The 26,077-nt window shown below is 48.3% G+C and carries 25 protein-coding genes; 2 read left to right on the top strand and 23 right to left on the bottom strand.

What is annotated here, in order from left to right:
• Nucleotides 1-114: 114 nt before the first annotated feature.
• The 6 genes from ACFVTB_RS07265 to ACFVTB_RS07290 form a co-directional block, all read right to left on the bottom strand.
• Nucleotides 115-969 (bottom strand): CAP domain-containing protein, encoded by an 855-nt coding sequence (locus ACFVTB_RS07265; protein ID WP_387747047.1) that lies wholly within the window; start codon nt 967-969, stop codon nt 115-117.
• Between the two features lie 394 nt (nt 970-1,363).
• Entirely contained in the window at nt 1,364-2,266 is a 903-nt protein-coding gene (locus ACFVTB_RS07270; protein WP_387746831.1) for a DUF4097 family beta strand repeat-containing protein, read from the bottom strand.
• Nucleotides 2,263-2,820 (bottom strand): HAAS signaling domain-containing protein, encoded by a 558-nt coding sequence (locus ACFVTB_RS07275; RefSeq protein WP_387746833.1) that lies wholly within the window; start codon nt 2,818-2,820, stop codon nt 2,263-2,265. Before ACFVTB_RS07275 ends, ACFVTB_RS07270 begins: the two co-directional genes overlap by 4 nt.
• Nucleotides 2,817-3,137, bottom strand: coding sequence for a PadR family transcriptional regulator (locus ACFVTB_RS07280; RefSeq protein ID WP_387746835.1), 321 nt, complete (start codon nt 3,135-3,137; stop codon nt 2,817-2,819). The genes ACFVTB_RS07275 and ACFVTB_RS07280 overlap by 4 nt, the downstream gene beginning before the upstream one ends.
• A 210-nt stretch (nt 3,138-3,347) precedes the next feature.
• Nucleotides 3,348-4,367, bottom strand: a complete 1,020-nt coding sequence (locus tag ACFVTB_RS07285; RefSeq protein WP_387746837.1) for a Gfo/Idh/MocA family protein — start codon at nt 4,365-4,367, stop codon at nt 3,348-3,350.
• 32 nt (nt 4,368-4,399) lie between these two features.
• Entirely contained in the window at nt 4,400-5,179 is a 780-nt protein-coding gene (locus ACFVTB_RS07290) for a sugar phosphate isomerase/epimerase family protein (RefSeq protein ID WP_387746839.1), read from the bottom strand.
• A 505-nt stretch (nt 5,180-5,684) separates the two neighbouring features.
• Here ACFVTB_RS07290 and ACFVTB_RS07295 point away from each other — a divergent pair.
• Entirely contained in the window at nt 5,685-5,912 is a 228-nt protein-coding gene (locus ACFVTB_RS07295) for a 3-dehydroquinate dehydratase (RefSeq protein WP_387746841.1), read from the top strand.
• Nucleotides 5,913-6,000: 88 nt separating this feature from the next.
• Here the strand turns inward: ACFVTB_RS07295 and ACFVTB_RS07300 are convergent, their stop codons facing one another.
• The 5 genes from ACFVTB_RS07300 to ACFVTB_RS07320 all read right to left on the bottom strand — a co-directional run bounded on the left by ACFVTB_RS07300 (nt 6,001) and on the right by ACFVTB_RS07320 (nt 9,895).
• Nucleotides 6,001-6,612 (bottom strand): hypothetical protein, encoded by a 612-nt coding sequence (locus tag ACFVTB_RS07300; RefSeq protein WP_387746843.1) that lies wholly within the window; start codon nt 6,610-6,612, stop codon nt 6,001-6,003.
• Between the two features lie 152 nt (nt 6,613-6,764).
• A complete protein-coding gene (locus ACFVTB_RS07305) occupies nt 6,765-8,018 on the bottom strand; it encodes an MFS transporter (protein ID WP_387746845.1) in 1,254 nt (417 codons plus the stop codon).
• A 111-nt stretch (nt 8,019-8,129) separates the two neighbouring features.
• The gene (locus ACFVTB_RS07310; protein WP_387746847.1) at nt 8,130-8,495 is read right to left on the bottom strand and encodes a hypothetical protein; all 366 of its coding nucleotides are present in this window, start codon (nt 8,493-8,495) and stop codon (nt 8,130-8,132) included.
• Nucleotides 8,496-8,556: 61 nt separating this feature from the next.
• Complete coding sequence (locus ACFVTB_RS07315; RefSeq protein WP_387746849.1) at nt 8,557-9,141, bottom strand: TetR/AcrR family transcriptional regulator; 585 nt, start codon at nt 9,139-9,141, stop codon at nt 8,557-8,559.
• Nucleotides 9,142-9,169: 28 nt separating this feature from the next.
• Entirely contained in the window at nt 9,170-9,895 is a 726-nt protein-coding gene (locus ACFVTB_RS07320) for an MBL fold metallo-hydrolase (protein ID WP_387746851.1), read from the bottom strand.
• Between the two features lie 233 nt (nt 9,896-10,128).
• On the opposite strand from ACFVTB_RS07320, the gene ACFVTB_RS07325 reads away from it, so the two are divergent.
• Nucleotides 10,129-10,377: a hypothetical protein gene (locus tag ACFVTB_RS07325; protein ID WP_387746853.1), complete on the top strand. Its 249-nt coding sequence runs from the start codon at nt 10,129-10,131 to the stop codon at nt 10,375-10,377.
• Between the two features lie 51 nt (nt 10,378-10,428).
• On the opposite strand, the gene ACFVTB_RS07330 is transcribed toward ACFVTB_RS07325, so the two are convergent.
• From ACFVTB_RS07330 to ACFVTB_RS07385, 12 genes are all read right to left on the bottom strand, one after another.
• Nucleotides 10,429-11,277 carry an AraC family transcriptional regulator gene (locus tag ACFVTB_RS07330; protein WP_387746855.1) on the bottom strand — a complete coding sequence of 283 codons (849 nt, stop codon included), beginning with the start codon at nt 11,275-11,277 and terminating at the stop codon, nt 10,429-10,431.
• 5 nt (nt 11,278-11,282) lie between these two features.
• Nucleotides 11,283-12,143: a sugar phosphate isomerase/epimerase family protein gene (locus ACFVTB_RS07335; protein WP_387746857.1), complete on the bottom strand. Its 861-nt coding sequence runs from the start codon at nt 12,141-12,143 to the stop codon at nt 11,283-11,285.
• Nucleotides 12,144-12,372: 229 nt separating this feature from the next.
• Complete coding sequence (locus tag ACFVTB_RS07340) at nt 12,373-13,446, bottom strand: Gfo/Idh/MocA family protein (protein WP_387746859.1); 1,074 nt, start codon at nt 13,444-13,446, stop codon at nt 12,373-12,375.
• Between the two features lie 480 nt (nt 13,447-13,926).
• Entirely contained in the window at nt 13,927-15,090 is a 1,164-nt protein-coding gene (locus ACFVTB_RS07345; RefSeq protein ID WP_387746861.1) for a Gfo/Idh/MocA family protein, read from the bottom strand.
• A gap of 600 nt (nt 15,091-15,690) precedes the next feature.
• Nucleotides 15,691-16,149 carry a hypothetical protein gene (locus ACFVTB_RS07350; protein WP_387746863.1) on the bottom strand — a complete coding sequence of 153 codons (459 nt, stop codon included), beginning with the start codon at nt 16,147-16,149 and terminating at the stop codon, nt 15,691-15,693.
• A 333-nt stretch (nt 16,150-16,482) separates the two neighbouring features.
• Nucleotides 16,483-17,643, bottom strand: coding sequence for an MFS transporter (locus ACFVTB_RS07355; RefSeq protein WP_387746865.1), 1,161 nt, complete (start codon nt 17,641-17,643; stop codon nt 16,483-16,485).
• 427 nt (nt 17,644-18,070) lie between these two features.
• Nucleotides 18,071-18,799: an N-acetylmuramoyl-L-alanine amidase gene (locus ACFVTB_RS07360; RefSeq protein ID WP_387746867.1), complete on the bottom strand. Its 729-nt coding sequence runs from the start codon at nt 18,797-18,799 to the stop codon at nt 18,071-18,073.
• A 310-nt stretch (nt 18,800-19,109) separates the two neighbouring features.
• Nucleotides 19,110-19,346: a hypothetical protein gene (locus ACFVTB_RS07365; protein WP_387746869.1), complete on the bottom strand. Its 237-nt coding sequence runs from the start codon at nt 19,344-19,346 to the stop codon at nt 19,110-19,112.
• Nucleotides 19,347-19,810: 464 nt separating this feature from the next.
• Entirely contained in the window at nt 19,811-20,434 is a 624-nt protein-coding gene (locus ACFVTB_RS07370; RefSeq protein WP_387746871.1) for an FMN-dependent NADH-azoreductase, read from the bottom strand.
• Between the two features lie 182 nt (nt 20,435-20,616).
• Complete coding sequence (locus ACFVTB_RS07375) at nt 20,617-23,331, bottom strand: LTA synthase family protein (protein WP_387746873.1); 2,715 nt, start codon at nt 23,329-23,331, stop codon at nt 20,617-20,619.
• Nucleotides 23,332-23,562: 231 nt separating this feature from the next.
• Complete coding sequence (locus ACFVTB_RS07380; protein ID WP_387746875.1) at nt 23,563-24,225, bottom strand: response regulator; 663 nt, start codon at nt 24,223-24,225, stop codon at nt 23,563-23,565.
• A 2-nt stretch (nt 24,226-24,227) separates the two neighbouring features.
• Nucleotides 24,228-25,895, bottom strand: coding sequence for a GAF domain-containing sensor histidine kinase (locus tag ACFVTB_RS07385; protein ID WP_387746877.1), 1,668 nt, complete (start codon nt 25,893-25,895; stop codon nt 24,228-24,230).
• Nucleotides 25,896-26,077: the final 182 nt, after the last annotated feature.

Consider the following 26,077-nt stretch of genomic DNA (forward strand, 5'->3'; position numbering starts at 1 on the left):
TTTCCTCCTCATGTCTGCATACAGAGCATTTAAAGTTATGAAGCATTTCGCTCTTAAAATGAAAGCGTCAGGCTTCTCAGCCTGACGCTTTGATCGTTTCATTGCGCATCAAACTTAGCCAGTAAACTCTTGCACCCATTGGTTGTTTACAAAACCGACACCAATTTTTTTGAAGTTCGGGCTCATAATGTTTTGGCGGTGTCCTGGGCTGTTCATCCAGGCATTCATAACTTCTTGAGGCGTTCTTTGGCCAGCAGCAATGTTCTCACCGGCATAGGAATAGGTAACGCCAAATTGTTTCATCATATCAAATGGCGATCCGTACGTCGGAGAAGTATGGCTGAAATATTTGTTAACGTCCATATCTCTCGCTTTTTCCTGCGCTACTTTCGTCAGCAGCGTGTCGACCGTCAGTGGAGACAAGCCGCCTTTTGCACGCTCTTGGTTGACGAGATTAACAACTTGTTGCTGGAACTCGCTAAGCGATGCAGATCCATTGTTGCCTGTGTCCGGCTTCGTCGTGGAACCGTTGTTGCCCGTGCCTGGCTTCGTCGTCGAACCGTTATTGCCCGTGCCCGGCTTCGTTGTCGAACCGTTATTGCCTGTGCCCGGCTTCGTCGTCGAACCGTTATTGCCTGTGCCCGGCTTCGTTGTCGAACCGTTATTGCCTGTGTCCGGTTTCGTCGTCGAACCGTTGTTGCCAGTGTCCGGCTTCGTTACTGTACCGGCACCGTTGTTAGCGCCTGGGAAAGTAATTGTAATGCCGTTAAACGAAATTTTGCTCAAATCAATGCCGTATTGATCGGCGATTTGTTTTAGAAGGTCGTTATTGAAATTGCTGACCGTAAATGTTTTTGCCGTTACGTTAGTGTTTGCTGCAGGAGCTGCGCTTACGTTAGTTGCTCCCACCCCAGTGCCAATCAATGCCGCCGCCGCTACACTAGCAATACCAACACGTAAAGTTTGCATCTTTTTCAAGTAAATCGTCCTCCTCATAATGTATGTGATATGATGCCTTGTCGATGTGTCTTGTGTGGTTCCTCTTGACGCAACCTATCGTAACATGGGCTTTAAAACCGTTTCACGGCTCAAAAACTGGTAATAATCGTGTTTTCCTAATAAAAGCTGCATATTTTCGTGTTTATTAGAAAGTGCTCACTTTTGCCTCAAAACGATGAAAACAAGCAGAGACTAAGGAATTGCAATCGAATTTGATATACGCTCGGTATAGATGCTAAGAAAGATTAGAATACATTCAGAAAACGTTTTCAACGCTGCTTTCCCCATATATCAGTACAAAAAAGAACCGTCAAGACGGCATTATTCATGCTCGTTGACGGTTCTATCTTTATTACTCAAACTATTAACGGCCTACTCGAATGTTCCCGGAGGTCGTCTCCAGCTCGACAACAAGCGCCGCGTTGCTATTCGCACCGCCTATACCTCCAGTAAGCGAATGTTCACTTTGTGCGTCGGCAGCTAACCCGCTCCAATTGTTTTTGATATTCCCTGAACTCACGGTCGCCTTCAGCCATGCGCTTGCCGGCTCTTGATTCGTTTCGACGTTAATATTGCCCGTGCGCGCTTGCAGCGTCAGCGAATGCTGAAGCGAATCCGTCCGGAACACAATATTGCCGCTGTTCGTTTTTCCTTTTGTAACGCCAGTCGTATTACTTACCACGGCATTGCCGCTGTTCAACTTAAAGTTAAGCTGTTCAGTATCCGTATCAATGATTTTCAAATTTCCGCTCGTTCCTGCAAAATCAAGCGTTGCGGCATGAATCTTCTCGATAACCGAATTGCCGGAATTCATGTTGATTTTGACTCCTTTTGCCTCAAGCTCACGCACAAGTATATTGCCGCTCCTGCTCTCCAGCGTCATTTCATCCCAGGACTGCTTCGGCAGTTCCACGGTCAGCTTCACATCTACGATATTGAGACCGAAGGATATGTAATTGTCCATACTGCTTTCGATCTCAATCGTGTCGCCTGCCCGTTCTGCGGAGAATGCAAAGTTATCGTGAAATTTCGGACTTGCTTTGCCCTCAAGGCGAACGACGACCATTTGTCCATTTCCGGGTATCACTTTCACGTCCAACGAAACGCTTTCTATATGAAGCTTTCTTGCATCACCGAGATCTACCGTTTTTTCTTCAAAATAAGGCTTAGTGCCAAAATTGCGCCAATCCGTTCCATTAAAGGATAGTAAGGCACCGATAATCCCGACTCCGAGTATTAACAGACCGCTTATCAACCATTTCTTCAAGCCTGATTCCCCCTCATCAGCTTTCGATTGTACTTCAAGTACTTCAGCGTCACCGCGAAAAATTTCCGGGTCAGCTTAAACAGCCATACCGCCAGCAACATCGCGAGCCCCAAGCCAATCAAACCAAGCGATAAGGCCTGCTGCAGTGTAAATGCTCCGGAATTAACGCTGTCGATCGTCACGATGATGCTGCCGGCGGCCAGTGCGACGGCGGTCATCCACAAAGCCAATAATAAAGCGCACAAAGCAATATACGGAACCAATACGAAAATGACATTAAAAAAGCCGATACCCATCGTTGCAAATACGGCTTTGGATAGCTTGGCAAAGCTCTTGCTCCGTTCTGCTTGCTCTACGCGAAAGCCTAGCAGCAATTCGTAGGCAATCGTTCGCGGGTCGCCCAATTCCATTGCCGCTTCCGCTTCGGTTTGCCCGTTTTTATTAGCTTGCTCAAAATGATTATAATAATCATACAGCCATTCCTGGCGAAGCTGCGCCGGCACTTCCTTCAGCAGCCCTTCCAGTTCAAGCATATATTGCTCTCTTATGCTCATAATTCGAGCCCCTCCTCAATAATTTTGTTAACCGCATTTGTAAAGACGGACCACTCATCGATTTGCGCGCGCATATGATGCCATCCCTGCTCTGTCAGCCGGTAATATTTTCGCGGCGGCCCTTCTGTCGACTCCTTTAAATAAGTAGAGAAATAACCGTCCTGCGTTAGCCGATTGAGCAGCGGGTAGACACTGCCTACGGCTACTTCGAACTTCTCGGAAATTTTAACTGCCAGTTCGTAGCCGTATCGATCCTCCTTCGCCGCCAAGACTAACACGCATATCTCCAATACCCCTTTCTTAAACTGCACATTCATCTGATGATTGCCCCCATCTATACTGTATTGAAAGCTATTATGCTATGTTGAATAGTAAGTGAGAGTTGCCTGTATCATCTTGTTCTCAACCATTTTTAATGTAGCATACGCTATTCTACAATGCAAGATAGTAAACAAAAAATAATACCTGCGACGGAGGCGTTCCCCGTCGCAGGTATAGGCTTGAATCGTTATTCCATTTCGTTGGAATTAGTTCAGCTTAATAAATTGACCCGTTGCTTGCGATTCGAAGGCGCTCAAAATCACGTTAAGCGATTTCCGTCCTTCTTCGCCTGGCACCGCAACTGCGCTGCCGCTTACAATGGAGTCGATAAAAGAATCGATGACAAAGCTCGAGAGCTGCTTCTCGTTCGTCGAGATGCCGCCGACGTTGTGCTTTTCAATCGTTCCATCACGCAGCTCAATAATGACTTGATCTTCAGGATGCGTGCCGATTTTCATAACGCCATTCTCACACCACAGAATCGTGCTGTTGTCTTCGCCTTTGTAATACGTCCAGCTTGCAACCAGCGAGCCGATCGCGCCTTTGTTCATACGCAAAATAACGTTCGCGTTGTCGTCTACATCGCCCGGTTTATCCAGCGTTGCAATGAACGCCGCCACTTCGGAAACTTCGTCTTCAAGCAGCCAACGGATCAAATCGGATTTGTGAACGCCCAAGTCGCCCATCGCGCCCATAATTGCTTCGTTTTTACGGAAGAACCAGCTAGCTGCGCCGTCGACGCTCCAGCCGTCCGGACCCGGATGGCCAAAAGAAGTTCTGAACGTCAGCACTTTGCCGAGCACACCGGATTGCAAAATTTGCTTTGCCTTCACGTGAGGAGGCATGAAGCGCTGGTTGTGTCCGACCATCAGCTTAACGCCGTTGGCAGCCGCCGCTTCGATCATCGCTTTCGCTTCCTCGTCTGTGGAAGCCATTGGCTTCTCGACAAGTACATGCGCGCCTGCATTTGCTGCAGCAATGGAAATTGGAGCATGCGTTGCGTTAGGCGTACATACGCTTACCGCATCTGGCTTGATTTCAGCAAGCATTGTTGCATAGTCGGCAAACGCTTTGCCGCCATGCTGAGCCGCATAAGCTTCCGCCCGTTCAATGACTGGATCGACAAATGCAACAAGCTCAACGTTCTCGTTGCTTGCATACTCCGGAATATGACGATGTTTCGAAATCGATCCGCAACCAATTACCGCTACTCTTACTTTACTCATCGTTTCCCCTGCCCCTTCTAAATATCCGTAGTTTAGATTTTACTTAAATAATTGTTTTTCAGCCATTCCATGCTTTCCGCTACCGATTCAAGCGGCGGGTTAGCGCATACGTCCTGTTCCACGATAACCCATTCAACGCCGGATTCGCCTGCACGCTCGATAAGCGGCAGCAAATCAAGATCGCCGCGGCCAAGCTCAACCGTGTCGATGCGCTTGCCTGGAGTTCCGTCACCTTTGCGGAAATCTTTCAGATGAAGCAGCGGCAAGCGGTTAGCATACTTAGAAATATAAGCAAGCGGGTCTTGTCCCGCGTATTGAACCCAGCCCAAATCCATTTCCACTTTCAAAAAGTCGGCGTCGATTCGATTATACAGCGCGTCGAATACAAATTTTCCGTCCACTTCGACTTCAAATTCGAATTCGTGGTTGTGATAGCAGAAATCGATGCCCGCTTCCCGAAACCGCTTTCCATATTGCTCGAAATCTACGAACAGCTTAAGCCAGGCTTCAGCCGAACGACGGTCTTCCGGCAGCCATGGGCAAATCGCATATTGAGCTCCAATTGTTTTCAAGTAAGCAATTTCTTCGTCCAGCTTCGTCTCCAAGTTTTCAAGCGAAACGTGGTTGCCAATCGCTTTTAAACCAAGCTCTTCGAGCAAATCACGCATTCTATCCGCTTCGATGCCGCCGTAGCCGGCAAACTCAACGCCCTCGTATCCTATTGCCGCGACCTTCCGCAGCGTGCCTTCCAAGTCATCGCCAATTACGTCGCGCAGCGTATAGAGCTGCAGCCCAATCCCCAAACGTTTCATCGGATCATCGTCTCCTTAGCTTATTCTATGGATGTCTCATGTGATTTTGTTGTTCGATTACCATTATAAAGGGCTAATCCGGCAAAAAAACAGGTGATTTTTTAGCCTTTTTATATGCATTTTTGTCATTCCCTTATGGAGCCCTATTGCTGCCTGCGTCGCGGCACTTCGGTAACCGTTGACAGACACTCTTAACATGAACGAGCGTCCCCCTTCTTATACGGCCGAAACGGCATAAAATCAAGCAGAAACGACGCTGAGACATCATTTTGTAACCAAAATCTAATTGTTTTTTAAGATAAAATTAATTAATTTCGTTTATGATAGTAGCATGTGGAAGAAAGTTAGTTGTTTTCCTCGCCATTGGTGCATTTTCAAGGGAAAATCGAAACTTTTTTCCGGTTGATGTCGTATAGGGTACAATACTATTTTAATAACGATCGCAGATGCCCGCATACTGGCGGATATCAATTTTATTTTTAACCCCGGAATGGAGGATCCTGTTATGAAAACAATGATTCTGTTCAATGAGCAAACAATTCCCGTCTATTTTACCGACACTAATAAAAAAGCAATCGAGAAACTGTCCGACGTATTGAATCGCAAGCTAACAACCGGCAAAAATGCGTTGAAAAACTGTATTAAGTCGCTCATCAGCGTTGAGATCATCGGCAGTGAAGCGACGCTGCATTCGCTCTACGAAAAAGACACGCTTACGATTTCGCTGTATTAATGGAAATATTGCTGCTTGTACAAATAAAACCTCCTCGGATTTTTTCCATATCCGTAGGAGGTTTTGTTGTTGCTCGCCTCTTTATTGTTTATTTCCCGCCGGTATTGCCATTGCCGCCCGCTCTCGGGCCGCCTCCGAAACCGCCGAAGCCGCCTATCCCGCCGATTCGGATCGCCTCCGCTTGCTGTGTACCTTCTTTCAGTGTTACGAAAACCGTATCGCCTTCTTTTAAATCGGCAATTGATCTGTTCTCCTCCACTCGTTCGCCATTCGCGAATGACGTCTCCGTAACCGTCGTTGAGTCGGATAATTCGACTTCCATCGTCTCGTTCGAAAACATCTCTTCCGGCATGTCTCTACCTTCTGCTCTCTCCGGCGCTTGCTTGCGATCGCGAAATTGGCCTTGTTCGCCGCCTCGCGGCGGCGCTTCCCCGTCCGGTCCGCCTTCCGGGCGCTGTCCGGGAGAAAACGACGACTGGTATATAACCATCGTTTTGCCGTCGATCGATTTGATTTTCCCAAGCGTTCCGTTCATTGCCATACCTCCTTCCGGACGCCGCTGCCCTGGCATCTCACCTTGAATGCCGCTCTGCGCATCCGTCTTATCCGATCCGCCCGCGCCTCCGCAGCCGCTAACGGCCGTGGCAAGCAAAACTGCTCCAATTATGAGTTTCCAACCGTTTTTTTTCAATGTAATCAACCGTCCCTTCTACCTCAATCATTTGTTATGAAGTTGACGGTTGCAGTGTAGCATTTCAATATGAACATGACATGAACGTTTTGAACATGTTGGATCGCCAAAGGGAAAGCCCGCCCCGGAACGGGACGAGCTTTTTGGAAGGATGAAGTTTATTATATCGATTGCGTAACTGTCTGCTTGCGCGGACGGCTGCGATTACCGGACAAAAACACAAGAACGCCTAGCCAGCCGCATACGGATGCAGCGATCAATATAACGGTCAATGAAACGCTGCCGGATAAGCTCGCACCAAGCAATGGGCCGACCGTTCCCCGAATCCCGAACAACATGAGATGGATGCCGAATACGACCGCTTCCCGCCCTGGCGCCAGACGAAAAATAAAGGAAAGGATGCCGATATCCCATATCGCCTCCCCTATCCCTTGAATACCGTTGCCCAAAATAACGGCCGGGTACGTTCCCCATAAGCCATAAAGCATCGGAACGATCGCATAAGCAGCGATGCCGCATGCCAGCACGTACTTAATCGGGTAGCGGTCGATCATCGTGCCTGCCACCCAATAGGTGAGGAGCAGCATCGTAAAATAGGATACTCTAGCATAGCCGATTTGTGAATTCGTCAGCTCAAGCACATTCACTTGAATAAGCTGATAAAGCGGATTGCTCAGCATGTTGCCGAAGCCGGACAGGCTCGTGGCCACCAGCATGACGGCAAGCGTTCGGTTTCCTTTGACCAGCTCCCATTGCTCTCGCACCCGGAACCGGCCGCCGCCGGCAGGCTTCGCTTTTGCGGAATCGACAGCCGGTGCCGTTTTCGGCATTTTAACCGTATTGAATAAGAAAATAGAGCAGAGCCCTGTCAGTGAAGCGACCGCCAGCGGCCAGCCCGGCCCTGCCGCATCCGCCCAGTTGCCAACGATGTAAGCAAGCGGAATCATCAAGCCGCCCATCGCGACGCGAACGTATCCCATTAATCGGCCGCGCACATCACCCGGATACATTCGGGAGATCAGAGCCGCGTATGCGGGTGACTGTATGCCCATCAGCAGTTGGAACACGATAGCGGTCATTACATAGACGGCCGGATCGGGAAAGATGGCGGGCAACAACAGCAGCGTTCTGCCGATCATATTCGGAATAATAACAAAAGGCTTCGGATTGCCCCATTTCTCAATAATACCCGCCCACAAAGGAGAGAAAAGCAGACCGACGGCGGGAGCCGCCGATAACAGCCCTACCTGTACGTTGCTTGCGCCTTGCTGAATCGCAAACGGCATAAAAAACTGATTTAATACGACATTAAATAAGCTGAATAAAAGCGATGTGCCCAAGTCGATTTTGGCGTTATGCCATACGCGCGGCGTCATCTGCAAGCCAAATTTGTATACGCTGCCTTTCGTCTCCATGGAGAGCTATTCCCTTCTTCCGCTCTGTTCGAGTTGCTGTCTGCACTTTCATTCTCATTAGAGCAGAGAACAGCGGGAAGCGCAACCGAAATTTTGGGACCATGGCGTTTTTTACAGAAGAACAAGAATTAGCGCAAAGCATAAAACAGAAATGAACGTATATCCCCAAGCCGCTGCCCGGCTGCACTCCTTGCGGGACCAAATGCGATACAAATACCACAGCGTAAATAAAGACGAAATAACCGTAATGCCGAGAATAAGCGCATCCATGAACGGATCGGGCAAGCTGCCGCCGCCGTTCTGATGACGATGGACGCTTCCCGCCAACGTTGCCCCACCAGAAACGAGAAGCGGCAGCAGCATATGAATGCCGTGCACCACAATCGGAAACAACAAGCCGCCAAGCGACAGCAGCGAATTGCGAGGCAATCTTTTTTCGGACAAATTCATCCCCTCCTGCCCTTCGTAAGTGTTCATGCTAATACTTACTCCAGGAGGAAGCCCATATATGACGAAAGCAGGCAGGAAATAGAGGGGACTAGGACGACTTGGAATTTGAATATTGGTTGCGAATGCCTGCTAAATATGCGCGCAGCGCCGTGTCGATGCTGTCGGTCAAATCGTAAGGCAGGCCGAATCCGCCTTTGCTCTTCAACGATGCGAAGCCGTGAAGCAAGCTGCGAAGTCCTCTGGCCAAATGAATAGCCGTTTGGCGCTCCAAATCGTAAGCTTCGACGATGCGAAGCAGCAGTTCGAGGAGTTCGTCGCTGACTTCCTTCAATTCGCCGTCCTCTTGCTGATGCGGCGCAAGAGCCGCTTCGTACAAACCGGGGCGGGCCAGCGCAAACTCGATATACGCCCGACCCAACGCAAGCGCCGCTTCCTCGCCGGAGCGGCCAGCCGCGGCTCGCAGCAGCTGCTCCCGCATTATTTTCAGTCCGTGAATAGCAAGCTTGATCCGCAGCCCGCCAAGTCCGTCGATATGGTTGTAGAGGGAAGGCGAACGAACGCCAAGCTTTTGGGCAAGCGACGCGAGCGTCACTTCCTGCAAGCCCCGCTCGTCGGCCAGTTCCGCTGCCGCTTGTACAATAATAGGCAAATCAATTCCTGCTCGAGGCGACATGTGTGTTGCCCTCCTTTCTTTAAGCTTTCTACCGCGATGCGCCGGCCATTCGCGCCTCTGCCGCTGCAATCGCGAGATTCATTCGTTCCTCTGGATGGTGAATCCAGCTGCCGTGTCCAGCAGCAAGCAGAGTCGGCTGCAAATCCTTCAGCTTGCGGGCACTGTCCAATGCGACCTGCTTGTTCCAAGTTGCCAATGCGGGAAAAGGAAAACGCCACTGCAGCTGGCCGGATACGGCCAATCCTCCGCGAATTTGAAACGCGTCCCCGGCAATCAATTCTCCTCCCCGGGTGTCCAAGAAAGCTATCGAGCCCGGCGTATGCCCCGGCGCTGTGACGGCCAGCAGCGAGCCGATCCTGTCGCCTCCGCGCAGCAGCGTATCTGGAACGGTGCGAATGGCTCCCGGCTTAGGCACGCCGCCCTTGATCGGCAAATTCCCTTCGGCCGGATCAAGCGTGCGATCGCCGCGCAGCAGACGGGCATCCCGTTCGGAAATATACACCTTCGCTTCGGGCAGCTTATCCTTCAATGCGTCGAGTGCGCCTATATGATCGCTGTGCGCATGCGTCAATACAATACGCACGATTGGCTTGCCGATGCTTGATGCAGCGTTCAAAATTGCGGCTGCGTTCCCAGGCATAGCGGCATCAATAAGCGTCAATCCATCTTCCTCCTCGATCAAGTAGCAATTTACCGGAAACAGGTTTGGCAAATACGTAAGCTGATATATCGATTGATGTTTTGTCATTTTCATAAAACTAACCACCTTTCACTTAAAACTAATGTTGTTAGTTTTAGAATATCGAATAAAGCGGCTGTCGTCAACCGCTTTATTTTTCTGGCTTTATATCGAGAGCAGACGTTTACTGAAAATGTGGGGTAGCGTTACGGACCGGACGTACTACGATGGCAGCCGCCATATACCAGTTGCCTGTTATAGCGCCGTAAGGCCCCAATGCGGCGCCTGCAATATGAGGCTTGCTTGGCTTGTTTGGCTTGCTTATCTTGCTTAGCTTGTTTAGCTTGCTTGGTTTGCTTGGCTTGCTTGGCTTGCTTGGCTTGCTTGCTTGCTTGGCTTGCTTGCTTGGCTTGCTTAGCTTGCTTGGTTTGCTTGGTTTGCTCGGTTTGCTTGGTTTGCTTGGTTTGCTTGGTTTGCTTGGTTTGCTTGGTTTGCTTGGTTTGCTTGGTTTGCTTGGTTTGCTTGGTTTGCTTGGTTTGCTTGGCTTGCTTGGCTAGTCTTCGGAACGCTTTTCCCTGGGACTTGGCTGTTTGCCGCTCGCAAAGGCTTTACACCAGTTGTTCGGCCCCCAACGGCAATGCGCTCCTGCCTTCCTGCCGTTTAAACTGCTCCGGAGACACGCCCGTATATTGCTTAAACAGACGGCTGAAGTGGGCCAGATGTTTGAAGCCGAGACGGAAGCCGACCTCAGTAACCGAAAGCTCCGGCTCAAGCAAAAACAGCATTTTCGCTTCATTTATTCTTCTCCGGTATATATAGTTAAAGATCGTAACACCGGTCACTTCTTTAAACAGCTTAGACAAGTACGACTTGCTCATATGAAGCTGCTCTTCAAGCTGCTCCATGTGCAAATCGTCTTTGTAGCTTTGCTCAAGCAGCGTAATGATGCGCTGAACCGAGGACTCTTTCTCGCTTGAAAAATCCTGGCGTTCTCGGAGCGGCTGCGCGCATTCGGCGAATATCAGATGAAGCAAATCGGCGAATGCAAGCCGCAGCCTGCCTTCTCCGATTTCTCCTCCCTGCTGCTCATGCTTATGCATTAATGCGAGAATGTCTTCGACTTCCTTTTTAGCTTCATCCTGCAATCGGAGCCTGTAATTTTTGAGCCGCTGAAACGGCTCCAGCAGTTGAACTGCCCCCGGCATGTCGAGCAGCGGTTTGATAAGTCCCGGCTCGAAATGAATGATCGAGCGGATATACGGGACGGAAGGATTTATTTTGGCGCAATGAAGCGTCATCCCATACATAATGATAAGATCGCCCGGAGCAAGTTTATAGATACTGTCGCCGATCAAATAATTGCAGCTGCCTTCGTGGAAATAATAAACCTCGTAGTATGGATGAGAGTGGAACACAGGCTCGATCGGGTGAGTGGCGTAATACGTAAAATCAAGCATGTCGCCTACTTCCCTTGGAGCAGTTCATTCATATAAGCGGCAAAATGATTCAGCATATCCGCAGAATCGCTAAACTGGCCGCTGAAATCTTCGATGCCCAGATAGCCGTCATATCCGACCGACTGTAAATCTTCGATCACTTGCTGCCAAGGAACGACGCCTTCCTTTAAGCCGACCCATTTCGATACCCACTGCGCACTGCCGTCTGCAAGCTGACCGTCGATGCTCCAGCCTGCATTTTTCACATGGACATGCGCCAAATAAGGACCGAGCAGTTCGATGCCCATGCGGAAATTTTCAAAACCTTCATGCACCATATTGCCTGGGTCAAACAAGACCCCGATGTGATCGGGATTAAGACCCTCGCAAAGCCGGTAAGCCGCCGACGCGCTAGCCGAAATCGTCTGATGATGCGTTTCAATGAGCCCTTTCACTCCGTACTTCGCGCATAGCTTCTCCGCTTCGCGCAAGTAGCGGCGTTCCAGCTCGAACAGTTCGTGGAACGGTCGGGTTCGGTCGTAAGCCGGTACGCCAAGCCTAATGAACGATGCGCCAATCAGCGCCGCCTTCCGCAGCACTTCTTCTGTTTCTTCCAAGTCGCCTGCCTGTAAATAAGGCGTCAGGCTGATCGATTTCAGTCCGTGGTCTGCAGCCGCTTGCCGCAGCCGTTCGACCATCGCGTCGCCGCCGGAAGGCAGCAGCGTGCATAAATTGTTTCCCCAGAAGGAAGGGGCTTGGCTCTCCGCTCCTTCCGGCGCTTCCTTATAGCGCCACTCGATTGCCGACAAGCCCGCTGAAGCTGCCGCCTCGGCCAATTGCTCCGGCGTAAACTCCGGCGTCGCCACTGTAAATACGGAAAGTTTCATCCGTTTCCGCCCCTCTCGATTCACTTTATTATCTTCAGCTTTATTTTCAGTTTCATTGACAGTTCCATCGTCAGTTTGCTCGCTGTTTTTGTACTGCTGTAAACGTCCATCCTGGTTGCTGAAACTCTATATCTGTCGACCCATCGCATACGGAGATCATCATCCTGATCATGTCCATACAACGAAACACACCGCGCTCTTGGGTTCATTTTTTAATAGCATCCATACTTTATTCAATCCTTATCGCCTGCTCCTGCGCACGCAGGCACAGCTCGGCGGCCTTAAACGTATGTTCCTGTGTCATGGCTGACTCCGTACCATTAAGACAATCGAGAATAAGCGCTCCGAAATAAGGGAAACCGACCTTATCCTTCACATCGATTTTATGCTCTCCTTCTCCATTGACGAGATACAGATGATCGCCTTCTCGGCTGCGTGTAATATCGACATATTTACGCAACTCAATGTAGCCTTCCGTTCCGATGATCATCGTCCGGCCATCGCCCCAGGCCGACAAGCCGTTCGGCGTAAACCAGTCGACGCGTAAATAGTTGGTTGCCCCGTTGTCACCGATCAGTGTAGCGTCGCCGTAGTCTTCAAGCTCCGGATACTGCTTGTTGTTGTAATTTGCTACTTTGCTGGCTTGCACGGTCGCGTCTCGACAGTCGGCATAATAAAGAAACTGTTCAATCTGATGGCTGCCGATATCGCATAAAATGCCGCCGTATTTCTTTTTCTCGAAAAACCAATCCGGCCGCATGGACGCATTCAACCGGTGCGGGCCTAGTCCCATCACGTGAATAACACGACCAATCGCCCCGCCCTTCACGAGCTGTCCGGCAAATTCAGCGCTTTCCACATGAAGCCGTTCGCTGTAATAAACCGCATACTTCTGGCCCGTCTCGGTCGCCGCCGCTTTCGCTACGTCTAACTGCGCCATTGTAGTAAACGGCGTTTTGTCGGTAAAATAATGCTTGCCGTGACGCATCACCTTCACGCCAAGCGGTCCGCGCTCGCAGGGCACGGCGGCCGCCGCTACAAGCTGCACTTCTCTGTCCTGCAAAATTTGCTCAATCGAGGCCGCTGGCCGCGCTTCGGGATAGGTCTCGCAAAAGGTTTTCACCTTTTCGGGATCGGGATCGTATACCCATTTGATTATAGCCCCCGCCTCGCGCAGACCGTTGCACATGCCGTAGATATGGCCATGGTCAAGCGCCATCGCAGCTATTATAAATTCGCCTTCTTTGACAACCGCGCTCGGCTTGCCTTTCGGCGCGTAGTTCATGCCATTCGATGCCGACAATCCAACCTCTCCTCTCCGGGTAAGTTAGTTCGTTTAGTGCGTATCTGCCTGGGACGTCCAAGTTCCGGTATTGCGACGATACGTAGTGTGTTTAGTGCGTGCCTGCGACGTCCAAGTTCTGGTATTGCGACGATACGTTAGTGTGTATAGTGCGTACCTGTGGCACCCAAGTTCCGATATTGCGACGATACCTTAGTCCGTTTAGTGTGTACCTGCGACGTCCAAGTTCCGGTATTGTGACGATACGCTTAGTGCGTTTAGTGTGTGCCTATGACGCCCAGGTTCCGGTATTGCGACGATACGCTTAGTGCGTTTAGTGTGTGCCTATGACGCCCAGGTTCCGGTATTGCGACGATACGCTTAGTGCGTTTAGTGTGTGCCTATGACGCCCAGGTTCCGGTATTGCGACGATACGCTTAGTGCGTTTAGTGTGTGCCTGCGACGTCCAAGTTCTGGTATTGCGACGATACCTTAGTCCGTTTAGTGTGTACCTGCGACGTCCAAGTTCCGGTATTGCGACGCGTCTTTACCGCTGCCCGACTGTTTGATCTGCTCCTGCAGCTTCTCGTAGAACTGTTCCTCGTCGATCGGCAGATCGACCCATTGATCAGTCCAAGTAGAGAGCAGCATAGCGTTCGACAGCGTTAAGCCTTTAATGCCTTCCTCTCCCGGCGCAAGCAGCGTCGTCCCGTTCATAATTGCACTAACCCAATTTTCTGTAATCGCCCGATGATCTCCGCCTTCGCCAGCAATCGGCACCTCGCATTTCCAGCATTCTGGCTGGCCGAAGCCTCCTTTGAACGTACGGTTAAACTCTGACTCTGGCGTGCGCAGACGCCAGAACGTCAGCTGATTGTCCTCGATGACGATCTTTCCACGATCGCCCGATATTTCAAACCGGTTTGTTCCCGGTGATTCAAACGTCGACGTAACGAACACGCCGGTCGCCCCGTTGTCGTACTCCACATAGGCGGTTACATCATTTTCCACCTCAATGTCGCGATGCTTGCCGAAGGAGCAGAAGGCGCGGACTCGCTTTGGCATCAAGCCGGTCGTCCACTGCCATAAATCAAGCTGATGCGGGTCTTGATTTATCAGGACTCCTCCGCCTTCTCCCGCCCATGTAGCACGCCAGCCGCCAGAGTCGTAATAGCTTTGCGAACGATACCAGTTTGTAATGATCCAGTTCGTGCGTCTCACTTCTCCTAGCTCGCCAGAAGCAATCAGCTCTTTGAGCTTCGCGTACAGCGGATTGGTGCGCTGGTTGTACATAATACCGAATACTTTACCGCTTGCGGCGGCCTTTTCGTTCATCTCTCTGACTTGACGGGTGTAAACGCCGGCCGGCTTCTCAATTAGTACATGAAGTCCGGCTTCGAATGCGGCAATCGCCTGCTGCGGATGATCATAGTGCGGCGTGCAAATGAGTACTCCGTCAATTTCGCCAGACTTGTACATAGCCTCCGGCTCACTGAACCGCTTGACTGCGTCGCCCCACTCCTCTTCCGCTTGCTGCAGGCGCTCCGGCCGAACGTCAGTAACGGCTGCCAGCACTGCTCCTTTAACTTTTCCCTCAATCAAATACTTAGCGTGACCCGCACCCATATTACCTAAACCGACTATGCCGATTCTAACCTTCTCCATATTAGAAAACACCCTCTTCTTTCAAGGATTTGTCTGCTTCTGTTTCTTCGTTAATTGTAGCATGCAGCACTTGAAAGCGCTTGATTGATAATGATCAATCCGAACGATCGTTTAACTGTCATTGTCCTAATACGCTTTTCTTCGCTTTACGAAAAGGGATTGAGAGTTAAACCAATGGATAGAGGTTACGCGAGATAGCAGTAATAATAGAGAGGGCTCGGTTCGGTGCTTAAACATTCTTTGTGAGACGGTTTGCAACCTCACAGACTAGTGCAGACTTGTTCAGACTCGCTTTTTATCTCTGTAAGGCGCTTTGAAGCCTTACAGCTCAACTTTTTCGTGTTTTTCTTTTCTGTAAGGCGCTTTGGAGCCTTACAGCTCAACTTTTTCGTGTTTTCTGCTTCTGTAAGGCTCTTTGGAGCCTTACAGCTCAACTCTTTTGCGTTTTCTGCTTCTGTAAGGCGCTTTGGAGCCTTACAGCTCAACTTTTTAACATTTTCTGCATCTGTAAGGCACTTTGGAGCCTTACAGCTCAACTCTTTCGCGTTTTCTACTTCTGTAAGGCGCTTTGGAGCCTTACAGTTCAACTCTTTGGAGTTTTCAGCTTCTGTAAGCCTTACAGAAGTGGTTTTCCGGCTTACAGACGGGCGCTGGCTCGTTTTTCACATCTGTAAGACGGTTTTCCGGCTTACAGATGGGCGCTGGCTCGTTTTTCGCCTCTGTAAGACGGTTTTCCGGCTTACAGACGGGCGCTGGCTCGTTTTTCATCTCTGTAAGACGGTTTTCCGTCTTACAGACGGGCTCGCACTCGTTTTTCGCCTCTGTAAGACGGTTTTTCGGCTTACAGACGGGCGCACACTCGTTTTTCGCCTCTGTAAGACGGTTTTCCAGCTTACAGACGGGCGCGCACTCGTTTTTCGCCTCTGTAAGACGGTTTTTCGGCTTACAGACGGGCGCACACTCGTTTTTCGCCTCTGTAAGACGGTTTTTCGGCTTACAGACGGGCGCAGGCTCGTTTTTCGCCACTGTTAGACGGTTTTCCGGCTTACAGTGACGCATAATCTGACATCCCTGAGTGCCGTTTTTTTACTCTGCCCCTACCGAATCCTGAGCGAGGCCGATCAACTGCCTAACTTTGCAGAAATCTGCCCCTCCATATGGCAGTATTCTTTCTATTCCGCACGTTGCTTTGTATTACGATACACAACGATACACAACGATACACAACGATACACAACCAATGGCCCACGTCCGACAAGCAGCCGTTCAATCCAAAGCCCCGCCCCGTTGACTCCTTCATTTTGAGCGACACAAAAAACCCCCTTCGGGCAACAGTGTTATGTCCATTCCAAAATGAACATTCCATTGTCTGCCTAAAGGGGAGAATACTAATCAAGCCTGCTGTAGGTACTGCGTCTCTTTCGGAGCGATGCCCCTTGCCGTCATATAAAGAACTGCGGCGGCAGCGGAGAGAAGTCCAAGTATCAAATATACAAATGCGGCTCCGCTACGATCGATAATCATACCGAATGAGGTGCTGCCGATTATATTGCCAATCCCAAACGTGAACGCTGAAAAGCAGGTCAAGTAGGTTGCTTTCAGCCTGTCACTTGCGTATTGTCCGGCAAGCTCAACCGTTGCACTTGTAAAGAAGGCATAAGCGATTCCTTCCAGCACTTGTGCAAATATGATAACGGTTACGTCGGTGAATAAAAACATCGCCAGCCCTTTAGCCGCATAAAGAGCTGCTGCTAAAGCAAGTATGTTCATCCGACCGATCCGGGCAATCATTTTCCCGGCCAGCCAGAACATCGGCACTTCGACAATCGCCGTTACCGCAAATGCTGTGCCTGTCCAACTGCGGCCCAACCCCGCTTCAATGAAATAGATCGGGAGAAACGTGAAGTTTACCGTAATTGCTGTCGCAACAAGCAGGCTGATACCTGTAAACGCCATAAACTTTTTATCGGCCAGTACCTGACGGCCTTGCTCGAAGATCGATGCTCTCTGCATCGCTGGCTTTGTTTTGGGATACAACCATAAAACGGCGGCTGCCAGCACACTAATACCCAAATATAGTGGAAAACCCGCTGTAAAACCGACGCGATCGTATATAAAACCAGTCGCAAAAACGCCGAGCGAGTAGCTAAGAGCTCCCCACAGCCGGACATTGCCGAACGCGAAACCTTCCTTGGCCCCGATTACGACAGCAAGCGAATCGCTGATCGGAGCGGCCGATTGCTGGAACCAATTGAACATTAAATAAAATAACAGCAGCAAAATGAAGCTGCCCGCAAAATGAAGACCGGCAGCGAACAACGGTGCAAGCACCGTTAACAGCATTAAAATGATACGCGAATCTCGCATCCGATCGTTAATCATGCCGAGCAGCGGCTGCCCGACAATCGCAATAGCGGCGGACAACGATACGAATAAACCAATTGACGTGTTGGTCAAACCCCGTTCACTCAAATAACTGCTAACATATGGCGGAAATGAGGAGACCGCCAAAAAAAACAAAAAATAATAGAGCGATACCGATCTTACGTGCAAGAAAACGACGCTCCTTCCCATAATGCTTAGTCGAATCCATTATGGGACCGTCCCCCTTGCTCCGTCAACTGTTAACCTAAAAATGCATTAATTGATGTTACGCCCATTTCTCGAATCCGCGTGTCAGGAGCTGAAAACATATTGCCTCTAGATCCACCCTTATGGAACGCGGCTGCATGACACAAAACAATCAATTTGCACGACATAGTCGGCGTGCCTCCCGGCATGTGTTACCATCGAGGATCGCGGTGCCCGGTCAACTTCGGCGGTCAAACGAAATGTAGACTGGTCAGACGCTGACCATGTTGCTAGAGTTCACACCGTGCACCGTGCTACAGTTAAATGCTAGACGGTATCCTTCGACTGCACAACGCTGCTCATCGCCCTATTAAGCGGTCAGGCAACTATATCCGTCAATGAAATGAACTTACAGAAGTCCTTTACGATGCATAATCGTTAGCAATCTGTAAAAGTCGCGCGATGCTTCGTCGGCGGGGGAATCAATTACGCCCGCTTTAATTGCAGCCTCCATAGCGGATTGCGCCCACGGCGGTATCTTCATTTTCGCTGTCGCCTCCAGCTCCGCCAAGCGATTTTGCAAATCGAGCAATTGTTTTCTTTCCGCGGGAGTCATCGGAGTATCCTCCTCCTTATTTTGTTCCATGTAACGCTTAATATATTCGATAAAAGTTTCCCAACTGCCCGGTTTCGACCGAAACGTATGGGGACAATTTTTGCCGCTCCAACGGTTATGCTGCACGACTGAAGTAATTGGCAGCTTAAACTGAAGCAGCAAGTCACCGATCAAAACGATCGCATTCTGTTCCGCTTTTGCCCGATCGCCGTCCGCATTTTCGCAAATCTCGATACCGATGGAGGACAAATTGCCCTGCCCCTTGCCGCCATCTCCCGCATGCCAGCCATGCTCCGTCAAAGGGAGATGTTGGACAACCCGCTTGTCGTCTACAGTGAAGTGCCAAGAGACGGGCAGCGCCGCAGCTCTATCGCTCTTCAAATAGGCAGCGTGGGAGATGGCATTCGCCCCCTTCCCCTTATTCGCCGTATCGTGAACGGTAATAAACCGAGGACCGTCAATCGGTTTGTTCGTTCGGTTGGCTCTGCCCAAGGGAATGAAATCACGAATAATCGTAGCCATACTGATTTCCCTTCTTTCTAAAATCGACTCTCTTCTATTAAAATAGTGCAGCAATCGCTAGATTGGTTCGTACGTCCGCCTCACATACCGAAAAAGAGGCGCTGGTGTTTCGTGTTTCACTTAGAAGACATGTTCGACAAACCTGCAAAAATCGAACGGATCAACAACGCGCAGTTCTAGCTTGCGATGGAGCGATGCGTCTTGGACATGAAACAACAACAACAACAACAACAACAACAACAACAACAACAATGTGCGACAAAAAAACAAACGGCAGTCCGCGGCTATAAGCCAGGACTGCCGTTTGTTTTTATGTACCGGGATTGCTTTCTTCTGTCTGAGGCGCCTCGTCGTGCTTCCACGGAGACAGGTGGCGCTCCGCCTCTCGGATCGAACGCCGCTTATCGAGGAAACCGAATAATCTCCGCTTCCCCTTATGTTCCTGCTTCTCCTCTAAAATGCGCTTAACACCGTGCAGCAGCAGCTTCGAGCGCAGCTCGTCATGGTGGCTTACCTTGCGCATTTCCTCGAAAAACTGCTTGTTCATTCGATCATCTCCAGGCCCCTCTAAGTTGCATAGACTATTATAGTACCTTTTGCTTTCGAAAGGTGTCAAAGGCTCAAAACGCAAAAACAAGCATCCCCTGCTAGCCTTAGGCGATGCTTGTTAATTTTCGGCGAGAATAGGCCGTAATTTCCGGCTATTCCGCAAAAATGACTGTCAGAGTTCTTCTTTTTACACAACTCCACAAACTGCAGAGCACGGTGTAAAAATGCAAAACGGCGTCCAGTCAATCCGGTCAACCACACACACCACATACTCTCTACCGCCATTAAAACCGCCCTAAAAAGCGAATTCCGCCACCGTTTATTTTCGTTATGTTACCGCTTTTGATACAGCTTTTGCTACAGCTGTTGATAGGCATGCATTTTTGCTCCCAAACAAAAAGAAACGCCCAACGAGAGCGTTCCTTTTTGACCGTGCTTATCTATTCCATTCTTCGCAATAAATTAGAAGCTTTCAGCCGCTTTTGCAGCTGCGGCAACGCCTTCAGCTACAATCGCTTCAGCGCGGTCCGCAAATTGGTTGTGACCTTCGGCAATTACTTCAGTAATGTTTGTAGCGCCGAAGAAGTTCATAATGTTTTTCACATAATTGAGGGACATTTCCGCTGCAGCGGCTGGTCCTTCGGAGTATACTCCGCCGCGTGCGTTCAGCAGAGCAACTTTTTTATCCGGGATAAGGCCTACAGGACCGTTTTCCGTATATTTGAACGTTTTGCCTGCTTGGTAGATGTAATCAATATAAGTGTGAAGGACAGCAGGAATCGTCAGGTTCCACAGCGGGAAGCCGAATACGACTTTATCCGCAGCAAGGAATTGATCGATGTATTTCGCTGCAACTGCTACTTGCGCTTGCTCTGCTGGAGTCAGATCGAAGCCGCGAGCTGCTTTGAAGTTGCCGTTAATCATGTCGGCGTTCATGTAAGGAAGCTCTTCCTTGAACAGGTCCAGTTCTACAACGTTGTCTTGCGGATGGCTTGCTTTATAGCTTGCCAAGAAAGATTCATACAATTTTACGCTGACCGCTTGATCGCCGCGGTCGTTTGCTTTTACGAACAATACTGTGCTCATGATGTAATTCCCTCCACTAATTTGTCTATCGCTAGCTTTAATTCGCTAACTTTTTGTAACTACCTTCATTTTATACAGATCAAAGACCGTCCACATCGGCAAAAAGACGGAAAAGTAAACGAAAAAGCCCTCCGAAGACGGAGGACTAGTCGTAAGACTATAGACGTAGGACTACGTCAAGTCTATTTCAATTTTTCGGATAAATTGAATTTTACGATCTGATCAGATATCCAGAGCCCTTCATTTACTTTATCTATTGTAGGCTCACATAATTCACTGTTCACTTCAAGATCATCTCTATAGCAAGTACCATCCATATAAATTATATCTTCTGAAATAAAACTTCCATTTCTAAAAACAACCGGAGATTTGTCGAATGAGAACAAATTTTTGCCCATAAATAAACTTTGTTCATTATTGATGCCGAGAAGATGTAGTAACGTTGGCAGGGTATCTAAATGTCCGGCTACTTTTGAAAATGTCTCACTATTCTCACCTGGAATATAAATAATTAATGGAACCTTATTAGTCCGTGCATTTCCTGTTACACGATCATCGATAGCTTTAATATCCTCTAAAGATACACCAGAATCATGGTCCCCATAAATTACAATAATAGTATTGTCATAATAGCTTTTCTGCTTCAAGCTATCAAGAAACTTTCCTAAATTGGCATCGGCAAAATGTACACTTTTCAAATAATCCCCTAAGAATGTTCCTTCCCATACACCTACATCGAATTTCTCCCCCGGAACCTGATAATTATAGGGATGATGATTGGTTAAGGTAATTAGAAAAGAAAAAAATGGTTGCGGGAGCTGATCGATTCTCGAAAGAGACTGTTTAAAAAAAGAGTTATCTGATATTCCCATTCCTACGATATCATCCATTTCAAAGTCTTTAGCGAAAAAAGATTCCCGGAACCCCATTGCTTTATGAACTTGATTTCTATTCCAGAAATCCCCCCTGTAACCATGAGCTGAAAAAGTATAGTAACCCCTCCCGCTTAAAATGACAGGAAGGGACTTGTATTTATGGGCAGGATATGTCGTATACACGGAACCCGATTGCAACGGATACAAAGAAGTTAAAGTTGTAAATTCCGCATCAGACGTCCGGCCCTGAGAAGTTTGGTTGAAAAAGTTCGTAAAGTAATAGCTTTCCGATATAAACTTGTTCAAGTTAGGCGTAACCTCTTGTTCACGATATTTTAGACCAATTGTAAAGTCATGCAGCGCTTCAGACTGAATTAGAACAACATTCATATTTTTTCCTAAACCAAAATAATCTCCATCCCCAACCGGATGTTCCTTACTATCTTTCCAATTCTGAATGGTTTTTAAATCATTAGCCGAGATTCTATCAAATTTATTACTCACAAAACTGTATGCATCATACAAATGATAATTGACTAGTCCTAACTCTTGAACTATCCCCATATTGTAATATCTTTTTAAATAGAAATCGCCTGTAGCTAAATCTTTAATATTGGTCATAAAAGGAATGAAAATGACAGTAAGAAGTGCAAACGATATCCCGCGATTTATTTTTGGAGATATCCAGTTCATATCTAACTTCTTTAACCGATGGACGATGAAAATAATTACAAATACCGCAAGATCAGCAAATAGCCAATAATAAGACGGCTTAATCAAATTATAGACACTATCGCTGACCGATGACAATTGATTAGCCATAGAAAGCAAATTAAGTGAAAGCACGTCTTTAAAATAAGAGTAATATACTAAATTTCCGAACAAAATGAAACTAATAAAAATATCAACACTAAAAAGCACTATTAATCTTAATTTATTTGTATGAATAAAATTAAATAAAATGCACATCATTAAAGTAACCATAAATATATAATTCTTTGTTTCGTTATTTGTTAAAGAAATATTAGCTGTTATTATAACTGTCTTGTAATAAACGGCTACAAAAAAGAAAATTAAATCCAATCTGACAAACAAATAGGAAGTCAGTTTTTCAAACAACCTGCTTCTAAAAATATTCGTTCTTTTATTTGCGATATATACAATTATGCTAAACATAACAACAGCAAATGCACTCAAAACATATTGCCATATACTACTGATTACTTTGATTTTCGTAACGGCAGTATCAGCATTGAACCAGGATACATTTTCTTGCACCATATCCCATGCGATTAGATAAGAGTCGGGCTTGTCCGGCAACTTTATTTTTGCGTGAAGAGTAATAAATTCGCCGGGGTTCACTTCCTTAGGTAATTCTGTGCGAAGACCGTCATAAATGACTCTATTGCCTGAGTTGTCGGCAATATGATAAGACAAATTTATATGTTCTTCCGATTTCCACGCTTTGCTGCCTTCATTTTTAATAACTATGCGGGTTGAGATTGTTTTATCCGAAAACGCATACAACTCGCTTTTCTTTTTTACAATTGAAAAATCTAATGTTTTGTTAAGATGGACAGTGGTTACCGCTAGTGCGTTCGTATCCAATTCCCCAAACCACGTTGCGCCTTCCTTCACCATATCCCATACAACGGTATAAAGACCATTAGGCACCGGCAATTCAAATACCGCTTGCATTTCAATCGTTTCTCCAGGGAGAACCTGACGTGGCAAAACGGTTCTTACGCCGTCAAAAATAATCATATCATCATTGGTGTCATATAAATGATAAGATAAATTATGTATATTCGGCTCCCAAACCTCGTCTCCCGTATTTTTGATTAAAACTTCTTGATGATAAATATCTTGACCATGTTCAAAAGTTAAATAATCTGATTGCTGTTTAATCTCTGCACCGAATTGTTGATTTAATTGGCCTACAGTAGCAACAGAAATGCTTGAATGGAATGAAAAAAAGAAAATGAATAAAAGCATGCCGACAAATTTGCGTAACAAACTCATTACCAATCACCTTTCGATTATGTTAAACGAGCAGGAAATACTATCCTTAAATCCCCTTAATATATTAAATAAAGTTTCATGAGCATGCAATCAAAATTTACAAATAATCAATAATTTATATTCAGCGAAAACAATATTTTGATAAATAAAAGTTCATATAAAAAAGAAACTAATCCATTTACTAAAATGGCTAGCTTCCTATAATTTGTTATATTGATTTACTACATAAAATTATCTTTGAATTGCATTCACCGCGTATAAAGCCGCCTGCGTGCGATCGGACAAACCAAGCTTGCTCAATATGCTGCTGACATGCGTCTTGACCGTTTTTTCAGCGACGACGAGTTGAACAGCAATTTCTTTATTGCTCAGCCCTTTCGCCAGCAGCTGCAGCACTTCCTGCTCTCGCGGCGTCAACACTTCGACGGAAGGATTGCGGCCGACGACGTTTGCCACCCGCTCCGGCTGGGTCTGCGGCTGAAGCTGTGACAACAGCGCCGCTGAAATTTCGGGGTGCAGCTGAATATTGCCCATATACGCGCTGCGAATCGCTTCCGCCAACTGCTCCGGCTCCACATCCTTCAGCATGTAGCCAACAGCGCCCGTCTGCAGCGCAGGCAATATGTGACCCCGATCAGAGAAGCTGGTCAGCACAAGCACTTTAATATCAGGATGCTGGGCAGCGATCCGCTCGCTCGCTTCAATACCGTCCATGACGGGCATGTTCAAATCCATTAACACGATGTCCGGGTGCAGCTCAGCCGCTTTCTCGACCGCTTCCTTGCCGTTATGCGCTTCACCGACCAACTCGAAATCGGGCTGCATGCTCAAAAAAAACGAAATGCCTTTGAGCACGATCTGATGATCGTCGGCCAGCAATATTTTTATTGTCACCGTTAAACCTCTTTCTCCTGGCAAATTTCCTGTGCCGCAATCGGGATTCGTACGCGAACGACGGTCGGCTTTCCTTTGCCTCCACTTTCGATCGATAACTCGCCGTTCAGCGCCTCGGCCCGTTCTCTCATCGATACCATACCCATGGAAGGCCTGCCTTTTTTCTTCTCCGTTGAAAAGCCTTTCCCCCGATCCCGAATTTCGAGCATGGCCAACTCGTCGGTTTTCGTCAATCGAATATGAACATCACTCGTTCCGGCGTGCTTGCGCACGTTGTTGAGCGCTTCCTGGCCAATCCTCCACAATGCTTCTTCAACCGCTCTCGGCAATTCCTTTACTCCTTCGGCCTGCACGAATACATTCAAATCCATTCCTTGCCCGTATTCCTTGAGTGCCGGAAGCAGACCGTTCTCCAGTCCGGGCGGATGAAGCTGCCAGATTAAGCCGCGCATTTCCTTGAGCGCCTCCTGTGCCAGCTGTTGAATATCCTGCAACGATTGTTTTACCACAGGCGCTCCATCCGCCAGTACCGTCTCCGCTCCCTTGGCGAGAAAGGACAGCGAGAACACTTTCTGAATGACCGAATCATGCAAATCCCGCGCCATCCGGTTTCTCTCTTCCATCCTCGCCAATTCCCGCCGCTGTTCATATACCCGCAAATTTTCCATACACAGCGTAATATGATCGCCCAGGGAGTACATGAATTCTTCATGATACTCGTCAAACTGCTGGCATTTCGGGCTGGATATGAACAGTACCCCAATCGGGCGGTTCCGTATGCGCAGCGGGATAGCCGCCGCCGAATTGTACGCCGGTATGCCGATGCGGGTCAGCGAGGCACAGGGGCTCGCGCTTTTATTCGATTCAATAACAAGTCTGTTCTCGCGAAAAGCCTGGCTGACGGGACCTGCCTGATCCAGCGCCAACGATTCCCATTCCTTACTAACGCGGGTGTCTATCAGCCTCGCTCGCAGCGACAGCTCCTGCTGCTCATAAATAAATAACGAGACAAATGGCCAATCAAACGCATCGCCAATTAGCTTCACTGATTGCAGCGGGAGCTGATGACTGTCCTGAATGGCATTGATCCGTTGGATAACGTCGCCCAGCCTCGCGTACAACATGGCATGCCGCTCCTGCGCCTGATAGAGCAGAATTCGCTTCACCGCCGTTCCGATCTGGAAAGCGACCGCTTGCAGCAACGCCAGTTCATCTTCGTCAAACCAAGTCTTGCCCGCAGCCGCCACGTTCAGCAAACCGAAACGGTCGCTGCCCGCCGACAGAGGCACCGTCGCATGATGCGTAACGCCTTCCGTACTGCCGAGACGATGCGTAACCGCAAATTGAATTCTTCTGCACTCGATTATATTCACTGCGTGCTCCAGCCTGCTGTTCCGATACTCATCGACACACCAGCAATCATTGCCGGCCATCACTGCCCAATCGCCGGCTTGCAGCGCCTCAGGCAGGTTTCGTGACGCAACGCAGTTATTTCCCTGACCATTTTCTTCCGTGTTCAATAAAAAAATCCAGCCCGTTGTAAAGCCGGTCACTTCGAGCAATTTGGCAAGCGCGCTGTTCAAAATCAGATCCAAATCGTTTGACGTATTCAGCGTTTCTACAATATCTTTAAGCGCGGCCAGCTCGTTTGCGCGAATTTCACGAGACATCCCGTTCGAACCCTCTTTCCTTATTTAAAAAAGCGGGAGCCAGCGCGTCACGATAAAACCGCGTCATCCCGCAATTATCTACTTCGTCAATTATTTCACTTCTTATTATATTATACACCTCGCTCACTGGGTAAGAAAGAAGGCCGCGACTCCCCCGTTAGACGGCGAATCACGGCCCTTTA

This window comes from Paenibacillus sp. NPDC058071 (assembly GCF_042885235.1).
Taxonomy (GTDB): domain Bacteria; phylum Bacillota; class Bacilli; order Paenibacillales; family Paenibacillaceae; genus Pristimantibacillus.